This window comes from Methylobacterium symbioticum, assembly GCF_902141845.1.
GTDB classification, from domain to species: domain Bacteria; phylum Pseudomonadota; class Alphaproteobacteria; order Rhizobiales; family Beijerinckiaceae; genus Methylobacterium; species Methylobacterium symbioticum.
Genome location: NZ_CABFPH010000019.1, coordinates 56912 through 71287, shown reverse-complemented (window position 1 = coordinate 71287; position 14376 = coordinate 56912). Strand labels below are relative to the sequence as shown.

14 protein-coding genes are annotated in these 14376 nt (G+C 70.6%); 6 read left to right on the top strand and 8 right to left on the bottom strand.

The window, feature by feature from the left end; translation table 11 throughout:
- The 4 genes from MET9862_RS09280 to MET9862_RS09265 form a co-directional block, all read left to right on the top strand.
- On the top strand, nucleotides 1-474 hold a 474-nt coding region (locus MET9862_RS09280), incomplete at its 5' end, for a molybdopterin-binding protein (protein ID WP_244612636.1).
- Nucleotides 471-2438 carry a molybdopterin biosynthesis protein gene (locus tag MET9862_RS09275; protein WP_142582718.1) on the top strand — a complete coding sequence of 656 codons (1968 nt, stop codon included), beginning with the start codon at nucleotides 471-473 and terminating at the stop codon, nucleotides 2436-2438. The genes MET9862_RS09280 and MET9862_RS09275, both read left to right, overlap by 4 nt.
- Nucleotides 2435-2971: a molybdopterin-guanine dinucleotide biosynthesis protein B gene (gene mobB, locus MET9862_RS09270; RefSeq protein WP_142582717.1), complete on the top strand. Its 537-nt coding sequence runs from the start codon at nucleotides 2435-2437 to the stop codon at nucleotides 2969-2971. The genes MET9862_RS09275 and mobB overlap by 4 nt, the downstream gene beginning before the upstream one ends.
- Nucleotides 2972-2974: 3 nt before the next feature.
- A complete protein-coding gene (locus tag MET9862_RS09265; protein WP_142582716.1) occupies nucleotides 2975-4225 on the top strand; it encodes a molybdopterin molybdotransferase MoeA in 1251 nt (416 codons plus the stop codon).
- A 687-nt stretch (nucleotides 4226-4912) separates the two neighbouring features.
- Here MET9862_RS09265 and MET9862_RS09260 read toward each other — a convergent pair.
- The 5 genes from MET9862_RS09260 to MET9862_RS09240 are packed head-to-tail and all read right to left on the bottom strand — an operon-like array spanning nucleotide 4913 to nucleotide 8277.
- On the bottom strand, nucleotides 4913-5683 hold the full coding sequence (locus MET9862_RS09260; protein WP_142582715.1) for an amino acid ABC transporter ATP-binding protein: 771 nt from the start codon (nucleotides 5681-5683) through the stop codon (nucleotides 4913-4915).
- Nucleotides 5676-6332 carry an amino acid ABC transporter permease gene (locus tag MET9862_RS09255; protein WP_142582714.1) on the bottom strand — a complete coding sequence of 219 codons (657 nt, stop codon included), beginning with the start codon at nucleotides 6330-6332 and terminating at the stop codon, nucleotides 5676-5678. Before MET9862_RS09255 ends, MET9862_RS09260 begins: the two co-directional genes overlap by 8 nt.
- Complete coding sequence (locus MET9862_RS09250; RefSeq protein WP_142582713.1) at nucleotides 6329-6982, bottom strand: amino acid ABC transporter permease; 654 nt, start codon at nucleotides 6980-6982, stop codon at nucleotides 6329-6331. The genes MET9862_RS09255 and MET9862_RS09250 overlap by 4 nt, the downstream gene beginning before the upstream one ends.
- 44 nt (nucleotides 6983-7026) lie before the next feature.
- Nucleotides 7027-7854 carry a transporter substrate-binding domain-containing protein gene (locus MET9862_RS09245; protein WP_142582712.1) on the bottom strand — a complete coding sequence of 276 codons (828 nt, stop codon included), beginning with the start codon at nucleotides 7852-7854 and terminating at the stop codon, nucleotides 7027-7029.
- Nucleotides 7855-7857: 3 nt separating this feature from the next.
- Nucleotides 7858-8277, bottom strand: coding sequence for a RidA family protein (locus MET9862_RS09240; RefSeq protein ID WP_142582723.1), 420 nt, complete (start codon nucleotides 8275-8277; stop codon nucleotides 7858-7860).
- Nucleotides 8278-8491: 214 nt separating this feature from the next.
- Here MET9862_RS09240 and MET9862_RS09235 point away from each other — a divergent pair, with 214 nt between their 5' ends.
- Both MET9862_RS09235 and MET9862_RS09230 read left to right on the top strand, forming a co-directional pair.
- Nucleotides 8492-9898, top strand: coding sequence for an aminotransferase-like domain-containing protein (locus MET9862_RS09235; RefSeq protein ID WP_142582711.1), 1407 nt, complete (start codon nucleotides 8492-8494; stop codon nucleotides 9896-9898).
- 680 nt (nucleotides 9899-10578) lie between these two features.
- Nucleotides 10579-11481, top strand: a complete 903-nt coding sequence (locus MET9862_RS09230; protein WP_142582710.1) for a LysR family transcriptional regulator — start codon at nucleotides 10579-10581, stop codon at nucleotides 11479-11481.
- Here the strand turns inward: MET9862_RS09230 and MET9862_RS09225 are convergent.
- From MET9862_RS09225 to MET9862_RS09215, 3 genes are all read right to left on the bottom strand, one after another.
- Entirely contained in the window at nucleotides 11451-12158 is a 708-nt protein-coding gene (locus MET9862_RS09225) for a ribonuclease activity regulator RraA (RefSeq protein ID WP_142582709.1), read from the bottom strand. The genes MET9862_RS09230 and MET9862_RS09225 overlap by 31 nt on opposite strands.
- A gap of 81 nt (nucleotides 12159-12239) precedes the next feature.
- Nucleotides 12240-13025, bottom strand: a complete 786-nt coding sequence (locus MET9862_RS09220) for an SDR family oxidoreductase (RefSeq protein ID WP_142582708.1) — start codon at nucleotides 13023-13025, stop codon at nucleotides 12240-12242.
- A 25-nt stretch (nucleotides 13026-13050) separates the two neighbouring features.
- Nucleotides 13051-14268: a pyridoxal phosphate-dependent aminotransferase gene (locus MET9862_RS09215; protein ID WP_438616606.1), complete on the bottom strand. Its 1218-nt coding sequence runs from the start codon at nucleotides 14266-14268 to the stop codon at nucleotides 13051-13053.
- Nucleotides 14269-14376: the final 108 nt, after the last annotated feature.

Here is a 14376-nt window from a genome sequence, read left to right as displayed (position 1 = left end):
ATCCGCGCGGCCGGGACCGACGCGGTGCTGCTCCTCGGCGGCAGCGGCTTCGGCCGGACGGACCGGGGCGCGGAGGCCCTGGACCGGGCCGGGCGGCTCATCGCCCACGGGATCGCCCTGCGGCCCGGCGAGACCGCCGCGATCGGAGAGGCGGCGGGACGCCCGGTCCTGCTGCTGCCGGGACGGGCCGACGCCATGCTCGCAGCCTTCCTGGCGCTCGGCGCGCCGCTCATCGCGCGGCTTGCCGGCACGCCGACGGGCAGCGCCGCCCGCGCGCCGCTGACCCGGAAGATCGCCTCCCTGATCGGGCTCGCCGAGATCGTCTTCGTCCGCGTCGGCGCGGCGGGGGCGGAGCCCCTCGGCGGAGCCGAGCTTCCGCTTCGCCGGTTGACCCAGGCGACCGGATTCGTCCTGGTCGCGCCCGAGCGCGAGGGCTATCCCGCGGGCGAGCAGGTCGAGGTCTGGCCGTTGTGAGTTCCGAGACACCGAGCGCCTTCGCCACGCGGCTCGCCGCGGCCGCGCGGCAGGAGCAGTTCCTGACCGTGCTGAGCCGGGAGCAGGCGCACGCCGCCTTCCGGGCCGCCGTGCCGCACGCTGCGCTGCCGGCCGAGAGCGTGCCCGTCGCCGACAGCCTCGGCCGGGTGCTCGCCCGCGATCTCGCCTCGCCGATCGACGTGCCGCCCTTCGACCGGGCCCTGGTCGACGGCTTCGCCCTGCGGGCCGCCGACACGGAGGGCGCCGGCCCGGCCGATCCGAGGCGGCTCGTCCTCAACCGCGAGATCCTGGCCTGTGGCGTGGCGCCGGGCCTGACGGTGGAGGCCGGCACCGCGACGCCGATCGCCACGGGCGGTGTGATCCCGCGCGGGGCCGACGCGGTGGTGATGGTCGAGCAGACCGAGTTCGAGGGCGAGGCGGTCACGGTGCTGGCGCCCGTCCGGCCCGGGCAGTCCGTGGGCTATGCCGGCGCCGACATGGCCTCGGGCGAGACGGTCCTGCGCCGGGGCGCGGTGATCTCCGCCCGCGAGATCGGCATGCTCGCGGCCTGCGGCCTGGCCCGGGTTCCGGTGGTGAGGCGCCCGAAGGTCGCGGTGCTCTCGACGGGCGACGAGCTGGTGGCGCCCGGCGAGCCGCTGCGCCCCGGCGCGATCTACGATTCGAACGGCGCCATTGTCGCGGCCTCCGTCACGGAGAACGGCGGCGAGCCGGTGCGCCTCGGCATCCTGCGCGACGACGAGGCGACCCTGGAGGCCGCCTTGCGCGAGGCGCTCGCGCGCCACGACCTCGTCGTCCTGTCGGGTGGCACCTCGAAGGGGGTGGGCGACGTCTCGCACCGCATCCTCAGCCGCCTCGGCGAGCCCGGCATCCTCGTCCACGGCGTCGCCCTGAAGCCGGGCAAGCCCCTCTGCCTCGCGGTGGCCCAGGGCACCCCGGTGGTCGTGCTGCCGGGCTTCCCGACCTCCGCGATGTTCACCTGCCACGAATTCGTGGTGCCCCTGGTGCGGGCGCTCGCCGGCCTGCCGCCGCGCGAGGAGGACACGGTCGCGGCCGTGCTTCCGCAGCGTATCCCCTCGGAACTCGGACGCACCGAGTTCGTGATGGCCGCCCTTGCGCATGGGCCGCAGGGGTTGGCGGCTCTGCCGCTGGCGAAGGGCTCGGGCTCCGTCACCGCCTTCTCGCAGGCCGACGGCTTCTTCGCGGTGCCGGCCGCGCGCTCGGGCATGGAGGCGGGCGAGACCGTGTCTGTGACGCGCCTCGGTGCCGGCGTCCGGCCGCCGGACCTGACGATCGTCGGCAGCCATTGCATCGGCCTCGATCGGGTGGTCGGCCTGCTGGCGGAGCGGGGCTATCGCGCCCGGACCATGTGGGTCGGATCGAGCGGCGGCCTCGCGGCCCTGCGCCGGGGCGAGTGCGACCTCGCCGCCCTGCATCTCTTCGACCCCGAGGCCGGCCGCTACAACGCGCCGTTCCTCGCCCCCGGCATGGTTCTGGCGCCGGGTTGGCGGCGGCTGCAGGGCGTGGTCTTCCGCGCCGGTGATCCGCGCTTCGAGGGCCGGGATGCCGCGCGCGCCGTCGCCGCGGCGCTCGCCGACCCCGGCGCGGTGATGGTCAACCGCAACGCGGGCTCCGGCACCCGCCTGCTCATCGACGGTCTTCTGAGCGGGGCCAGGCCGGCCGGGTTCTGGAACCAGCCACGCTCGCACAACGCCGTGGCCGCAGCGGTGGCGCAGGGGCGGGCCGATTGGGGCGTCGCCATCGCGAGCGTCGCCGAGGCCTACGGGCTCGGCATCCTGCCGGTCACCGAGGAGCATTACGACCTCGCCTACCGGGAGGCCGACCGTGACAGGCCGGCCCTCGCCGCGTTCCTCGACCTCCTCGCCGCCCCCGAGACTGCGGCGGCGCTCCGCGGCCTCGGCTTCCGGCCCGGAGGCCCGGCATGAGCGGCCTGCGCGTCATCGGCCTGGCCGGCTGGAGCGGGGCGGGCAAGACCACCCTGCTCGCCCGGCTGATCCCGCTCCTGGTTGCGCGCGGCGTGCGGGTCGCGACCCTCAAACATGCCCACCACGCCTTCGACATCGACCAGCCCGGCAAGGATTCGCACGTCCACCGGCAGGCGGGGGCGAGCGAGGTGATCGTCTCCTCCGCCCGCCGCTGGGCGCAGATCCGCGAGATCGGGGCGGGCGAGGAGGCCCGTCTGCCCGAGTTGCTGCGCCGTCTCGCGCCGGAGGGGCTCGCCCTGGTCGAAGGCTTCAAGCGGTCGGCGCATCCCAAGCTCGAAGTGTTCCGCGCCGCCAACGGGCGGCCCCCGCTGCATCCGGAGGATCCCCGCATCGTCGCCATCGCCAGCGACCGGCCCTTCCCGGAAGCCGGCCGCCCCGTCGTGCCCCTCGACGACGTCGAGGCGGTCGCCGATCTCGTCCTCGCCCATGCCGAGCCCCTCGACGCGGTCCTCGCGAGGCTGGAGAACCCCTGAGCCATGGCACAGCTCACCGACGACTGCTTCGCCTTCGGGGCGAGACCCATGCGGATCGAGGAGGCGCTTGCCCTCATCGCCGAACGCATGCCGGTGCTCGCCGGAATCGAGACCGTGCCGCTGCATGAGGCGGACGGCCGCATCGCGGCCGAGGACGTCGTCGCGGGCCACGATCTGCCGCCCTTCGCCAATTCCGCGGTCGACGGCTACGCCGTGCGCCATGCCGACCTCGCCGAGGGTGCCGAGACCGTGCTGCCCGTGAGCGGCCGCCTCACCGCCGGCGCCGCGGCGGGGGAGGGGGTGGCCGGGGGCGCTATCCGCATCTTCACCGGTGCGCCGATGCCACCGGGGGCCGACACGGTCTTCATGCAGGAGGACGTGCGCGCCGAGCGCGGGACGGTCGCCCTGCCGCCGGGGCTGACGCCGGGGGCGAATGCCCGGCCGGCCGGCGAGGATCTGGCCCGCGGCGCCCTCGCGATTCCCGCCGGCCGGCGCCTGCGCCCGCAGGACCTCGCCCTTGCCGCCGCGACGGGGCACGGGAGCCTCGCCGTGCGGCGGCGCCTGCGCGTCGCCCTGTTCTCCACCGGCGACGAGCTGGCGGAGCCCGGCACCCCCTTGCGGCCCGGGGCGATCCACGATTCGAACCGGGTGCTGCTGGCCGCCCTCCTCACCCGGCTCGGTGTCGTGGTGGAGGATCTCGGCATCCTGCGCGACGAGCCCGCGCATCTCGCCGGACGCCTCGCCGAGGCCGCGCGCAGCCATGATCTGATCCTGACCTCGGGCGGCGTCTCGACCGGCGAGGAGGACCACGTGAAGGGAGCGGTCGAGGCGCAGGGCCGGCTGATGCTCTGGCGTCTCGCGATCAAGCCGGGCCGGCCGGTGGCGGTCGGGCTTGTCGGAGGCACGCCTTTCGTCGGGCTGCCGGGCAACCCAGTCGCCGTCTACGTGACCCTGCTCTTCGTGGTGCGCCCGCTTCTCGCCCGCCTCGGCGGCGCGAGCCCCGACCTGCCCACGCCCTGGCCGGTGCGCTCCGACTTCGCCTACCGCAAGAAAGCGGGCCGCCGCGAATTCGTGCGGGTCATCCTCGTGCGCGGCGCCGACGGCCTCATCGCGGCGCGGAAGTTTCCCCGCGACGGGGCCGGGATCCTGACCTCGCTCACCGGCAGCGACGGGCTGGTGGAACTGCCCGACGACGTCACCGAGGTCTCGGTCGGGCAGGCCCTGGCCTATTACCCGCACGCGCTGCTCTGGTGAGCGGCCGGACCGGGGCGTCGCCGCCTGCAGGGGATCAGCGCGCTGCCCGAGGCCCTGGCCCGGGTGCCGAGCCGCGAACGCTCGGGGCGAAAGGCTGTCTCAGCACACGTTCGAAGTCGAAGCCATGTCCCACCGCTCGGATGCAGACGCTGACGCGGTGATATTGGATTTGACAGTGCCGGGGGAGTTGCAGCTTTCATTCAAGGTAAGCGCAAATTCTCTATGTGATTTGATGTCGAGCGTTCGAAGAAGTTCTGGGGACGAGCATCTGCCAAGTGCATGCAACGGCGATTACTTTTATTTCAATATCGCATAGGCGGATCGCGCTTTTTGATTCATGCCAGATTTTCGGGGTGGCTTATTTCAGGGCAAAGCTTGTCCGTCGCGTGAGCCGAGAGAGTTGAGCTGTCAGATGTCGCTGCTGCGCTCGGTCGGCCCTCTATCCGCAAGGATCTGATAGCCCGCGTCGGGCAGGCATGGGCGTCATTGTGGTGTCGCCCTTGGCAGCCGTCAGAGGCCGCCGCTCCCTCATCTCGTGGGTCACGAGCGTGCCGTCACGGTCAAGCTCCCGTACCTGCCCCTCGCCCCGAACGGCCCTGTTGGGTCGGCAGCGGAATGCCCGCCGAATGAGGGGTTGCGAGCCTTCTGTGAGGATGACTTCCGCGAGACGGCAACGTCGAGTGTGATCTATCCGTGGCGACGGATGAAGCGCTGGGCCCGGTCGGACTGGGGATTGGTGAAGAAGGCGGTCGGCGTCGCAACCTCCCGGATGCGGCCCCCATCCATGAACACGATGGTGTCGGCGACGTCGCGCGCAAAGCCCATCTCGTGGGTCACGACAACCATGGTCAGCCCCTCCTTTGCAAGCTCTCGAATGACGCCGAGCACCTCTCCGACCATCTCGGGATCAAGGGCGCTGGTCGGCTCGTCGAACAGGATGACCTTCGGTTTCATGGCGAGGGCACGGCTGATCGCAACGCGCTGCTTCTGACCGCCGGACAGCGTGTGCGGGTAGGCGTCAGCCTTCTCGGCGAGGCCAACCCGCGCCAGGATGGCGCGGCCCTCCTCTTCGGCCTGCCGCCTCGGGCGGCCGACGACATGGACCGGCGCCTCGATCACGTTGCCGAGAACCGTCAGGTGCGGCCAGAGCGCGAAGTGCTGGAACACCATGGCAATGCTGGTTCGCGCGCGCGCCAGTTCGCGCCGTGCCATCGGTCTTGCGGCCTTGCCCTCACCGCTCCGCCCGATGAGCGTGCCGTCGATGCGGATCGAGCCCGCGCTCGGCTCCTCCAGCCAGTTGAGGCAGCGCAGGAAGGTCGATTTGCCCGACCCGCTCGGCCCCAGGATGCAGGTCGTCGTGCCGGGCGCGAGGTCGAGGTCGATGTCGCGCAGGACCTCGAACCCATCGAAATCCTTGCACACGCCCCGCACCGAGATGGCGGCGTCGATCTCAGCCATACCGCACCGTCCTGATCCTCTCCATGCGGCGAACGCCTTCCTCGACCGCGAACGACATGAGCAGGTAGAGGCTGATCGCTGCGGCGAACGGTGCGAACGGCGTGAAGTGATTTGCGCTGACGAAGTTGGCAGCGAAGGTGAGCTCCTGCACCGTGATGATCATGAGGAGCGCGCTGTCGCGAATGGTCGTGATGACCTGATTCCCGATCACCGGCGCGGCCATGATGGCGACCTGCGGCAGGATGATGCGCCGGTAGAGCAGGAGGCGGGACAGGCCGAAGGCGTGCGCGGCCTCGATGTTGTCCCTCGCGACGGCGAGGAAGGCAGCCCGGAAGATCTCCGCGAGATACGCCGTCGTGTAGACCGTCAGCGACACCAGCCCGGCCCACCAGGGATCGAGTCTGAGGCCGATCTCCGGCAGACCATAATAGATCACGTAGGCGAGCAGCAGGAACGGCACGCAGCGCAGGAGGTCGACGACTTCCGCGAGCAGGCGGCGCAGCGGTGCCGTCGCCTCCGTGAGGACGATGGCGCTCAGGATCCCGAGTGGGATGCTGAGCAGGAGACAGCTCAGCACGAGGGACAGGGTGTTGGCGGCCCCCCACAGGAAGACGTCCCGGCTTTCCCAGACGACCAGCAACCCGCTCATGGACGCACCCATCCGAAGCGCCGGGCGATCCTGCGCTCGACGACACGTTGGCCCCGCACGAGGGTCGCGATCAGCGCGGTGTAGATGAGCGTCGCGACGAGGAACGGAGGCAACGGCTCGTAGGTCTCCGCGCCGACCCGGCCGGCCGCGCGGGTGATCTCGACGACGCCGATGACCGCCACGGCCGGGGTGCATTTCAAAAGGATCGTGACCTCGCTGACCAGCGGGCCGAGATTGGCCCGCCAGATCTGCGGGAAGACGATGCGGGTGAAGGTCGCGCGCTCCGACAGGCCGAAGGCGGTGGCCGCCTCGAGTTGGTCGCGCGGGAACGTCTGGAGGGCCGAGCGCCAGATCTCGCTGCTGAACGCCGCCGTGTTCAGCGTGAGCGCCAGGATCGCAGCCGGAACCGGTTCGAGCTCCAGTCCGGCCGAAGGCAGGATGAAGAAGACGAACAGGACCAGCGTCACGAAGGGCGTCGCCCGCACGACACTGACGAAGGCGGCGAGGACGCCTGCGACCATGGGAATGCGGCGCCAGCGAAGGAGCGCGAGCAGCAGCCCCAGGGGCAGGCTGAGCAGGATGCTGACCGCCGCCAGCGCGGCGGTCACGACCGCACCGTCAAGGATGGTGCGTAGCGCGGGCCACGTCATGGGCGTCACCTCCGCGTCGCGATCCGTCGTCCCGCGTTCTCCGGCTACTTCGTCGGCGCGGCCGGCATGTCCTTGAAGGTGCGGCCCAGCCATTTCTCCTGCAGGGCGTAGAGTTCCCCGCTCGCCCGGACCTTGGCCATGAACCGATCGAGATAGGCCAGGAGGCTGTCGTTCCCCTTCGCCACGGCCCAGGCCGCATAGGTCGGCGCGCCGACCGCCTCGCCCATCTTGAAGCGCTTGGGCTGATCCTTCGTCAGGCTCACGAGGTTGACGACGCCGTTGATCACGTAGTCGAGCCGGCCGTTGGCGAGGTCCTGGTAGGCCTCCGGCAGCGACGTGTACTGCACCACCTTGCCGAGCTTGCCGCCGGTCTTCGCGAGCGTGGGCTCGAGATCGGCAAGCGCCGCGTAGGACGCACCGCCCGACTGCACGCCGACCGTCTTGCCGGCCAGGTCGGGCACGCCCTTGATCCGGGTTTCGTCGGCGCGGACCACGTAATACTGCGTGGCCTCGGCGATCGGCATCGTGAAGGCGAGGCTCTGGATACGCTCGGGCGTGATGACGGCGGCCGTCAGCGCCACGTCGTACTTTCCGGTCGCCACGCCGGCCAGAAGCCCCGTCCAGGGGATGATCTGCTGGTCGATCTTGAACGGCGCCTCCTTGCGCAGCAGCGCGAGAAGGTCGTGGTCGAGGCCCATCGGCTTGCCGTTCTCGACGTATTCGAACGGCTTGTAGCTGTCCTCGGTCGCGACGACCATGGTGCCCTTGGTCTTGATCTCGTCGAGGCTCGCCGCACGAGACAGCGATGCCCCGAGGCTCAGTGTCGCCGCAACGGCGGCGATGCCGATGATCCTGTTCAGGCCCGAAGACATGGCTCAATCCTCCTGCGCGTTCGACGGAAGGGGGGGCGCCGCGCCCCGGCGGGCGACCAGATCGATCTCGACCAGGGCGTCGTAGGCGAGCCCCGTCGTCCCCACGCAGGTTCGCGCCGGCAGCCGGTCGTGCGGGAAGAAGGACTTGTAGGTCGCGTTGAAGGCCGCGTAATCGCGCTTGAATTCTGTCAGGAACGCCCGCGCGACGACGACGTGCTCCAGTCCCAGGCCGAGCCCGGCGAGGACCGTCTCGAGGTTGGCCATCACGTTGCGGGTCTGCGCCTCGATGCCGTCCGGCAGCGTGCCCGGGCTGTCGGGCGTGTCGGGCATCTGCCCCGTGACGAAGACGAAGCCGTCGACCTCGACGGCGTGGCTGAAGGGCGCGACCGGCCGCGGTCCTCCGGGCACCATGTGGAACACCATGGCTGACGGGGCTGGTTGAGGCTGCTGCACCGCGATCTCCGTTGCGCGGGCATGGCCCGCGTCATGTCCCAGACCCAGATCCGTGGGCCGCTTTGTCATGGTCAAGCTAGGGGATATTGTCGGATCTGGCGCGCGGATATCGTCGGCATCGCGCTCGAATTTCGGTCGCCGCTCGGGTCGGATCGAGACAATGTATGAGACAATCGGTGCAACAATGACGCGACCCGGATGGACGGATGCCGTCGAGCGGACGGCAGGGCCCCGCTACCTGGCCATCGTCGGCGCGGTCGAGATCGCGCTGCGGGCCGGCGCCCTGCGGCCGGGCGACAGGTTGCCGCCGCAGCGCGATCTGGCTGCCTGGCTCTCGCTCAACATCGGGACGATCAGCCGGGCCTATGCCGAGATGCAGCGGACCGGCCTTGCCCGGGGCGAGGTCGGCCGCGGCACCTTCCTCAACCCCATGCAGGACCCGGACGGGCCGGTATCGCTTCGGGAGCAGGTCCCGCGCCAGACCTTCATCGACCTGTCCCACAACTTCCCGGTACATGCCATGCGCCACCCCGCGCTGGCTCTGATCCGCCCCGAACTCAGCGGTCCCGTCGATGTGGGAGCCCTGCTCGCGAGCCAGGTCGATATCGGTCTCCACAGGCATCGGGCCGTCGCCGCGCAATGGCTCACGCGCTTCGGGATCCCGGCGGAAGCCGACGACGTGCTGGTCACCTGCGGCGGCCAGCACGGCTTGCTGCTCTCGCTCATGGCGCTGACGCATCCGGGCGATGCCGTCCTGGCAGAAGAGCTGTGCTTCTACGGGCTGAAGTCCGCGGCCGGCATGCTCGGGCGCTCGCTGGTCGGCGTTCGCATGGACCGCGAAGGCATCGTGCCGGAATACCTCGACGTGCTCTGCCGCCGAACGGGAGCGAAGGTTCTGGTCTGCACGCCGACGCTGCACAACCCGACCACCGCCACGATGTCGGAGGAGCGGCGGCGGGAGGTGGCCGAGGTCTGCGCCCGCCATGACGTCCTGATCGTCGAGGACGACGTCTACGGCTTCCTGACCGACCCGCCGCTACGCCCGATTGCCGCCTCCGCGCCGGAGCGGGTGGTGCATATCTCGAGCTTGTCGAAGCTCGCGGGGCCCGGGCTGCGCATCGGGTTCATGCGGGTGCCGAGGCATCTGGTCTACGCCTTCGGGATCGCCCTGCGCGCGAGCACGCTGATGGCCTCGCCGTTCAATGCGGAATGGGCGACACGCCTGCTGGCGTCGCCCCAGATCGATCAGGTCGTTGCAGGGATGCGGGTCGAGACCGCGGAGCGGCAGGCGCTCGTTTCCGCCCTGCTGCCGGGGCAGGCGGTCATGACGCACCCGAACGCCTATTACTTCTGTCTGAAGCTGAGGAACGGCTGGTCCTCGGAAGCCTATACCCAGGCTGCCGAGGAGATCGGGGTGGGGGTCACGCCGATCGGCCTGTTCGAGGTCGCATCACTGCACCAGAGCGATAGCGTCCGGGTCTGCGTCAACGCGGCGCCGGATCAGGAATCGCTTCGAGCGGCGCTCGAGAAGCTCGCTCGACTGCTCGAAACCGGCGCTCCGCCGACGATCCGGTATCGTGCGGCGGTGTAGGGCGTGGGCTGACGCATCAATCCATGTGCATCGCTCCTCCATCAGGCGTGGGACGGAATCTCTCCGGCGCATCATCTCCGAAGCGACGTGTTCGGCAGTCATCGACTGTCGATTGAAAAGATCCGATGATCTATCCTCCGAATGGAATTCCGGAGAGTGCTGGAGGGCGAGCACAATACGACGTTGAGCTGCCGGGATGATGGGTCGGCCGGTGCCGGGGAGCGCCGATCTCCTCCGCCCTGTCCATCGATTGGCGTCAGCGCGGGGGCCATCCGCGACGAGATCGCCGAGGCTTACGCGCGCACCGAGCTGCAGTTCGCGGGCTCGGAGGCCGACATTGCCTGATCGCTCCGCATCAGGGCGGATCCGCCGACGCTGTGCCGGCATCGGCATCACCGAGGATACCTGCGTGGCGCGCGTCGGGAGCTGAATTCGGCGGTCCTCGCCGCACCGAGGGGAGGGCGGGCGGTCATTGGCATCCGGTGCGGGCTTCTCGCGCACGACGGATCTCTTTTGGGATCGCAAGAGCCGCTCGGCAGCGGATCGGTCGAATGCGAAGGCCGCAGAGGATCAGTGCTAGCGAATCGAGGCGCTCCCGACAGCATTCCGTATCAAGAGTCGCGTGCGGTTGGAGTAGGATGACCGGGAAGGAACCCGCGTCCAGCCGCACAAGGATCCGCATGCTCCGTGAGTTGAAAACATTCGTTGCGGTTGCGCGGCACGGGAGCTTCGCCGCGGCCGGGCAGGTGGTCGGCCTGACGCCGTCCGCGGTCAGCGCTCAGATCCGCAACCTTGAGGCGGAACTCGGCATCCGGCTGTTCGATCGGACTGGGCGCACCGCGATCCTCAACATGAACGGCAAGAAGGCCCTGGTTCACGCCGAGGAGATGCTCGCCATCTTCGCGCGCATGATGGAGGTCGGCGACGGCGTCTCGCTCAGGGGCGAGCTGACGGTCGGCGCCATCGCGACCGCTCAGACGGGCCTGCTGCCCGACGCCCTGGTGATGCTCCAGAAGCGGGCGCCCGCCCTCAGGATCCATCTGGTGCCGGGCGTGTCGCTGACGCTGCTCAACCAGGTCGATGCGGGGGAGATCGATCTCGCCCTGATGGTGAAGCCCCCCTTCGCCTTGCAGAAGGACCTCTATGCCGAGGATCTCGTCCGCGAGGAGTTCGCGCTGATCACTCCGACCTATGTCGCCGAGAGCGATCCGCTGGAGATCCTCGCGAACTATCCCTTCATCCGCTACGACCGCTCGTCCTTCGCGGGACGGCAGGTCGCGGGCTTTTTGAACCAGCACGGTATCGCGCCCGACCAGATCCTCGAACTCGACGAGATCGAGGCGATCGTGCGCATGGTCCAGGGCGGGCTCGGCGTCTCGGTGGTGCCGCTCGCCGGCCATTGGACGGAGAATCCCGACCGCCTGCGGATCCTGCATCTCGGTCCGCTGGTCTTCCACCGGACGCTCCAGGCGGTGGTGCGCTACGCCCAGCGCACCACCCCGGCGATCGGCCTGTTCCTCGCCTGCGTGCGCGAGACGGCCGGGGCGCGGCCTCAGCGGCCCGCTTCGGTGTCGGTGGCGTAGCGCGCCTTGTTCTCCTCGTTCGGCGGGTAGAGGCCCGGCAGGGCGGCGCCCGCCTCGACCTGGCGCATGATCCAGCCCTCCAGACGCTCCTGCTCCGGGGCCGTGGCCAGGACGTGGTCGATGAGGGCCGCCGGGATCAGCACGGCGCCGTCCTCGTCCACCACGATGACGTCATCCGGATAGACGGCGACGCCGCCGCAGGCGATCGGCTCCTGCCAGCCGACGAAGGTGAGCCCCGCGACGGAGGGCGGTGCCGCGGCGCCCTGGCACCAGACCGGCAGGTTGGTGCCGAGCACGCCGGCGACGTCGCGCACCACGCCGTCGGTGATCAGGGCCGTCACGCCCTTCTTGTGCATCCGGGCGCAGAGGATGTCGCCGAAGATGCCCGCATCGGTGACGCCCATCGCGTCGACCACCGCGATGCAGCCCTCGGGCATCGCCTCGATGGCGGCCCGGGTCGAGCGCGGCGAGGACCAGGATTCCGGCGTCGCCAGGTCCTCGCGGGCGGGGACGAAGCGCAGGGTGAAGGCGCGGCCGACGAGGCGCGGCTGGCCCGGGCGCAGCGGCCGGGTGCCGCGCAGCCAGACGTTGCGCAGGCCCTTCTTCAGCAGGATCGTGGTGATCGTCGCGGTGGTGACGTGGGACAGGACGTCCCGGATCTCGGCATCGGTGGCCATGGCTGTCTCTCTCCTGCAGGGGCTCGGCGAGCCCGTTCCAATCGGTGAAGTCCGGGCTTCGGGGCCCGACCCCCGCTGTCTTCAGATCCCGGCGATCAGGCCGCCATCGACGCGCAGCACGCTGCCCGTGACGTAGCCGGCCCGGGCGCTCGCCAGGAACGCGACCGCGTCGGCATATTCCTCGGGCCGGCCGTAGCGGCCGACCGGGATCGCGCCCGTGCTCTCGGCGGAGACCGCCTCGACGCTGCGCCCCTCGCGGGCCGCCTTCGCCTCGTCGAGGAAGCGGATCCGGTCGGTGGCGATGCGGCCCGGCACGATCACGTTGGCCGTGATGCCGTCGCGGGCGACCTCGCGGGCGAGCGTCTTCGACCAGCCCACCAGCGACATGCGCAGGGCGTTCGAGATGCCGAGATTCGGGATCGGCGCGAGCACGCCCGAGGAGGTGCTGGTGACGATGCGGCCCCAGCCGCGCTCCCGCATGCCCGGCAGGACGCGGTCGGTCAGGGCGATGATCGACAGCACCATGGCCTGGAAGCTCTTCGCCCACAGCGCCGGGTCCTGGCCGGAGGCCGGGGTCGGCGGCGGGCCACCGGTGTTGTTGACGAGGATATCCACCGGGCCGAGCTGGCGCTCGACCTCGGCCACCCGGTCGCCGATGACCGAGAGGTCGGCGAGGTCCCAGGTCAGGCCGATCGCCTTGGCGCCGGAGGCACGCAGGGCGTCGGCCGCGCGGGTCACCGCGTCCGTGTCGATGTCGGCGAGCGCCACCTGGGCGCCCTCTCGGGCGAGGGCCTGCCCGATCGCCCCGCCCAATCCGCCGCCGCCGCCGAGGACGAGCGCGGTGCGGCCTCGAATACCGAGATCCATGATCCGTTCCTTTGGGTGATGCGGTTCAGCGCAGGACGGCGCAGGCCGACGCGATGCGATCGCAGGCGGTGCGCAGGCGCTCGGTCGCCGTGGCGAACGAGATCCGGAAGAAGGGTGCGAGGCCGAAGGCGGAGCCCGGCACCACGGCGACGCCGACCTCTTCCAGCAGGAAGGTCGCGACATCGACATCGCTCGCGATGGCCCGCCCGTCGGGGCGCTTGCGGCCGATCAGCCCGGCGCAGGAGGGGAAGAGGTAGAAGGCGCCCTCCGGCACCCGGCAGGGGAGCCCGGCCGCCTCGAAGGCCTCGACGCAGAGGTCGCGCCGCTCGCGGAAGACGGCGTTGCGCGCCCGCAGGAAGTCGAGCCCGCCATCGAGCGCCGCAACGGCCGCCGCCTGCGAGACCGAGCTCGGATTGGTGGTGCTCTGCGATTGCAGCATCGCCATGGCCCGGATCAGGGGCTTCGGCCCGGCGGCGTAACCGATACGCCAGCCGGTCATCGCATAGGCCTTCGAGACGCCGTTGCAGACGAGGATGCGTTCCCGCAGCCGCGGCTCGATCGCGGCCAGCGTGGCGAAGCCCTCGGACTGGTAGAGCACGTGCTCGTAGATGTCGTCGGAGAGGACCGCGACCTGGGGGTGGCGGAGCAGCACCGCCGCGAGGGCCTTCAATTCGGCGGCGGAATAGCAGCTTCCGGTCGGGTTGCCGGGCGAATTCAGGACGAGCCAGCGGGTGCGGGGCGTGATCGCCGCCTCGAGCGCGGCGGGCCCGATCTTGAAGCCCTCGGCCTCGCCGCAGGCCACTGTGACGGGCGTGCCGCCCGCGAGACGCACCATGTCGGGATAGGACACCCAGTAGGGGGCCGGGATGATGACCTCGTCGCCCGCATCGAGAGTCGCCGAGAAGGCGTTGGCGATGACCTGCTTGCCGCCCGTGCCGACGCTGATCTCGCCGGGCTCGTAGGTGAGGCCGTTCTCGCGCTGGAACTTGCGCACGATCGCCTGTTTCAGCTCCGGCGTTCCGTCGACATCGGTGTAGCGGGTGGCACCCGCGTCGATGGCGGCCTTGGCGGCGGCGCGGATATGGTCGGGCGTGTCGAAGTCCGGCTCGCCCTGCGAGAGCCCGACGATGTCGCGGCCCGCCCGCCGCAGCTCGTTCGCGAGTTGGGTGATGGCGATGGTCGGCGAGGGCTTCACTGCCCGCAGACGCTCCGCCAGACCGATGCCGTCCTGCACGCCGCTCACTGCTCTCTCCCGTCCCGCGTTCCGTTGCGTACCGCGATCGGCCGCGGTGACGTCCCGGACGGTAGCGGCGCCCCCGGCGCGGCGAAAACGCAAAAAAACGCGTCCGAG

Excerpts from the sequence above, each read along its gene's own strand:
- mobB (WP_142582717.1), top strand. The coding sequence starts at position 2,435 with ATGAGCGGCCTGCGCGTCATCGGCCTGGCCGGCTGGAGCGGGGCGGGC.
- MET9862_RS09265 (WP_142582716.1), top strand. The coding sequence starts at position 2,975 with ATGGCACAGCTCACCGACGACTGCTTCGCCTTCGGGGCGAGACCCATG.
- MET9862_RS09260 (WP_142582715.1), bottom strand. The coding sequence starts at position 5,683 with ATGGCTGAGATCGACGCCGCCATCTCGGTGCGGGGCGTGTGCAAGGAT.
- MET9862_RS09255 (WP_142582714.1), bottom strand. The coding sequence starts at position 6,332 with ATGAGCGGGTTGCTGGTCGTCTGGGAAAGCCGGGACGTCTTCCTGTGG.
- MET9862_RS09250 (WP_142582713.1), bottom strand. The coding sequence starts at position 6,982 with ATGACGTGGCCCGCGCTACGCACCATCCTTGACGGTGCGGTCGTGACC.
- MET9862_RS09245 (WP_142582712.1), bottom strand. The coding sequence starts at position 7,854 with ATGTCTTCGGGCCTGAACAGGATCATCGGCATCGCCGCCGTTGCGGCG.
- MET9862_RS09240 (WP_142582723.1), bottom strand. The coding sequence starts at position 8,277 with ATGGTGTTCCACATGGTGCCCGGAGGACCGCGGCCGGTCGCGCCCTTC.
- MET9862_RS09235 (WP_142582711.1), top strand. The coding sequence starts at position 8,492 with ATGACGCGACCCGGATGGACGGATGCCGTCGAGCGGACGGCAGGGCCC.
- MET9862_RS09230 (WP_142582710.1), top strand. The coding sequence starts at position 10,579 with ATGCTCCGTGAGTTGAAAACATTCGTTGCGGTTGCGCGGCACGGGAGC.
- MET9862_RS09225 (WP_142582709.1), bottom strand. The coding sequence starts at position 12,158 with ATGGCCACCGATGCCGAGATCCGGGACGTCCTGTCCCACGTCACCACC.
- MET9862_RS09220 (WP_142582708.1), bottom strand. The coding sequence starts at position 13,025 with ATGGATCTCGGTATTCGAGGCCGCACCGCGCTCGTCCTCGGCGGCGGC.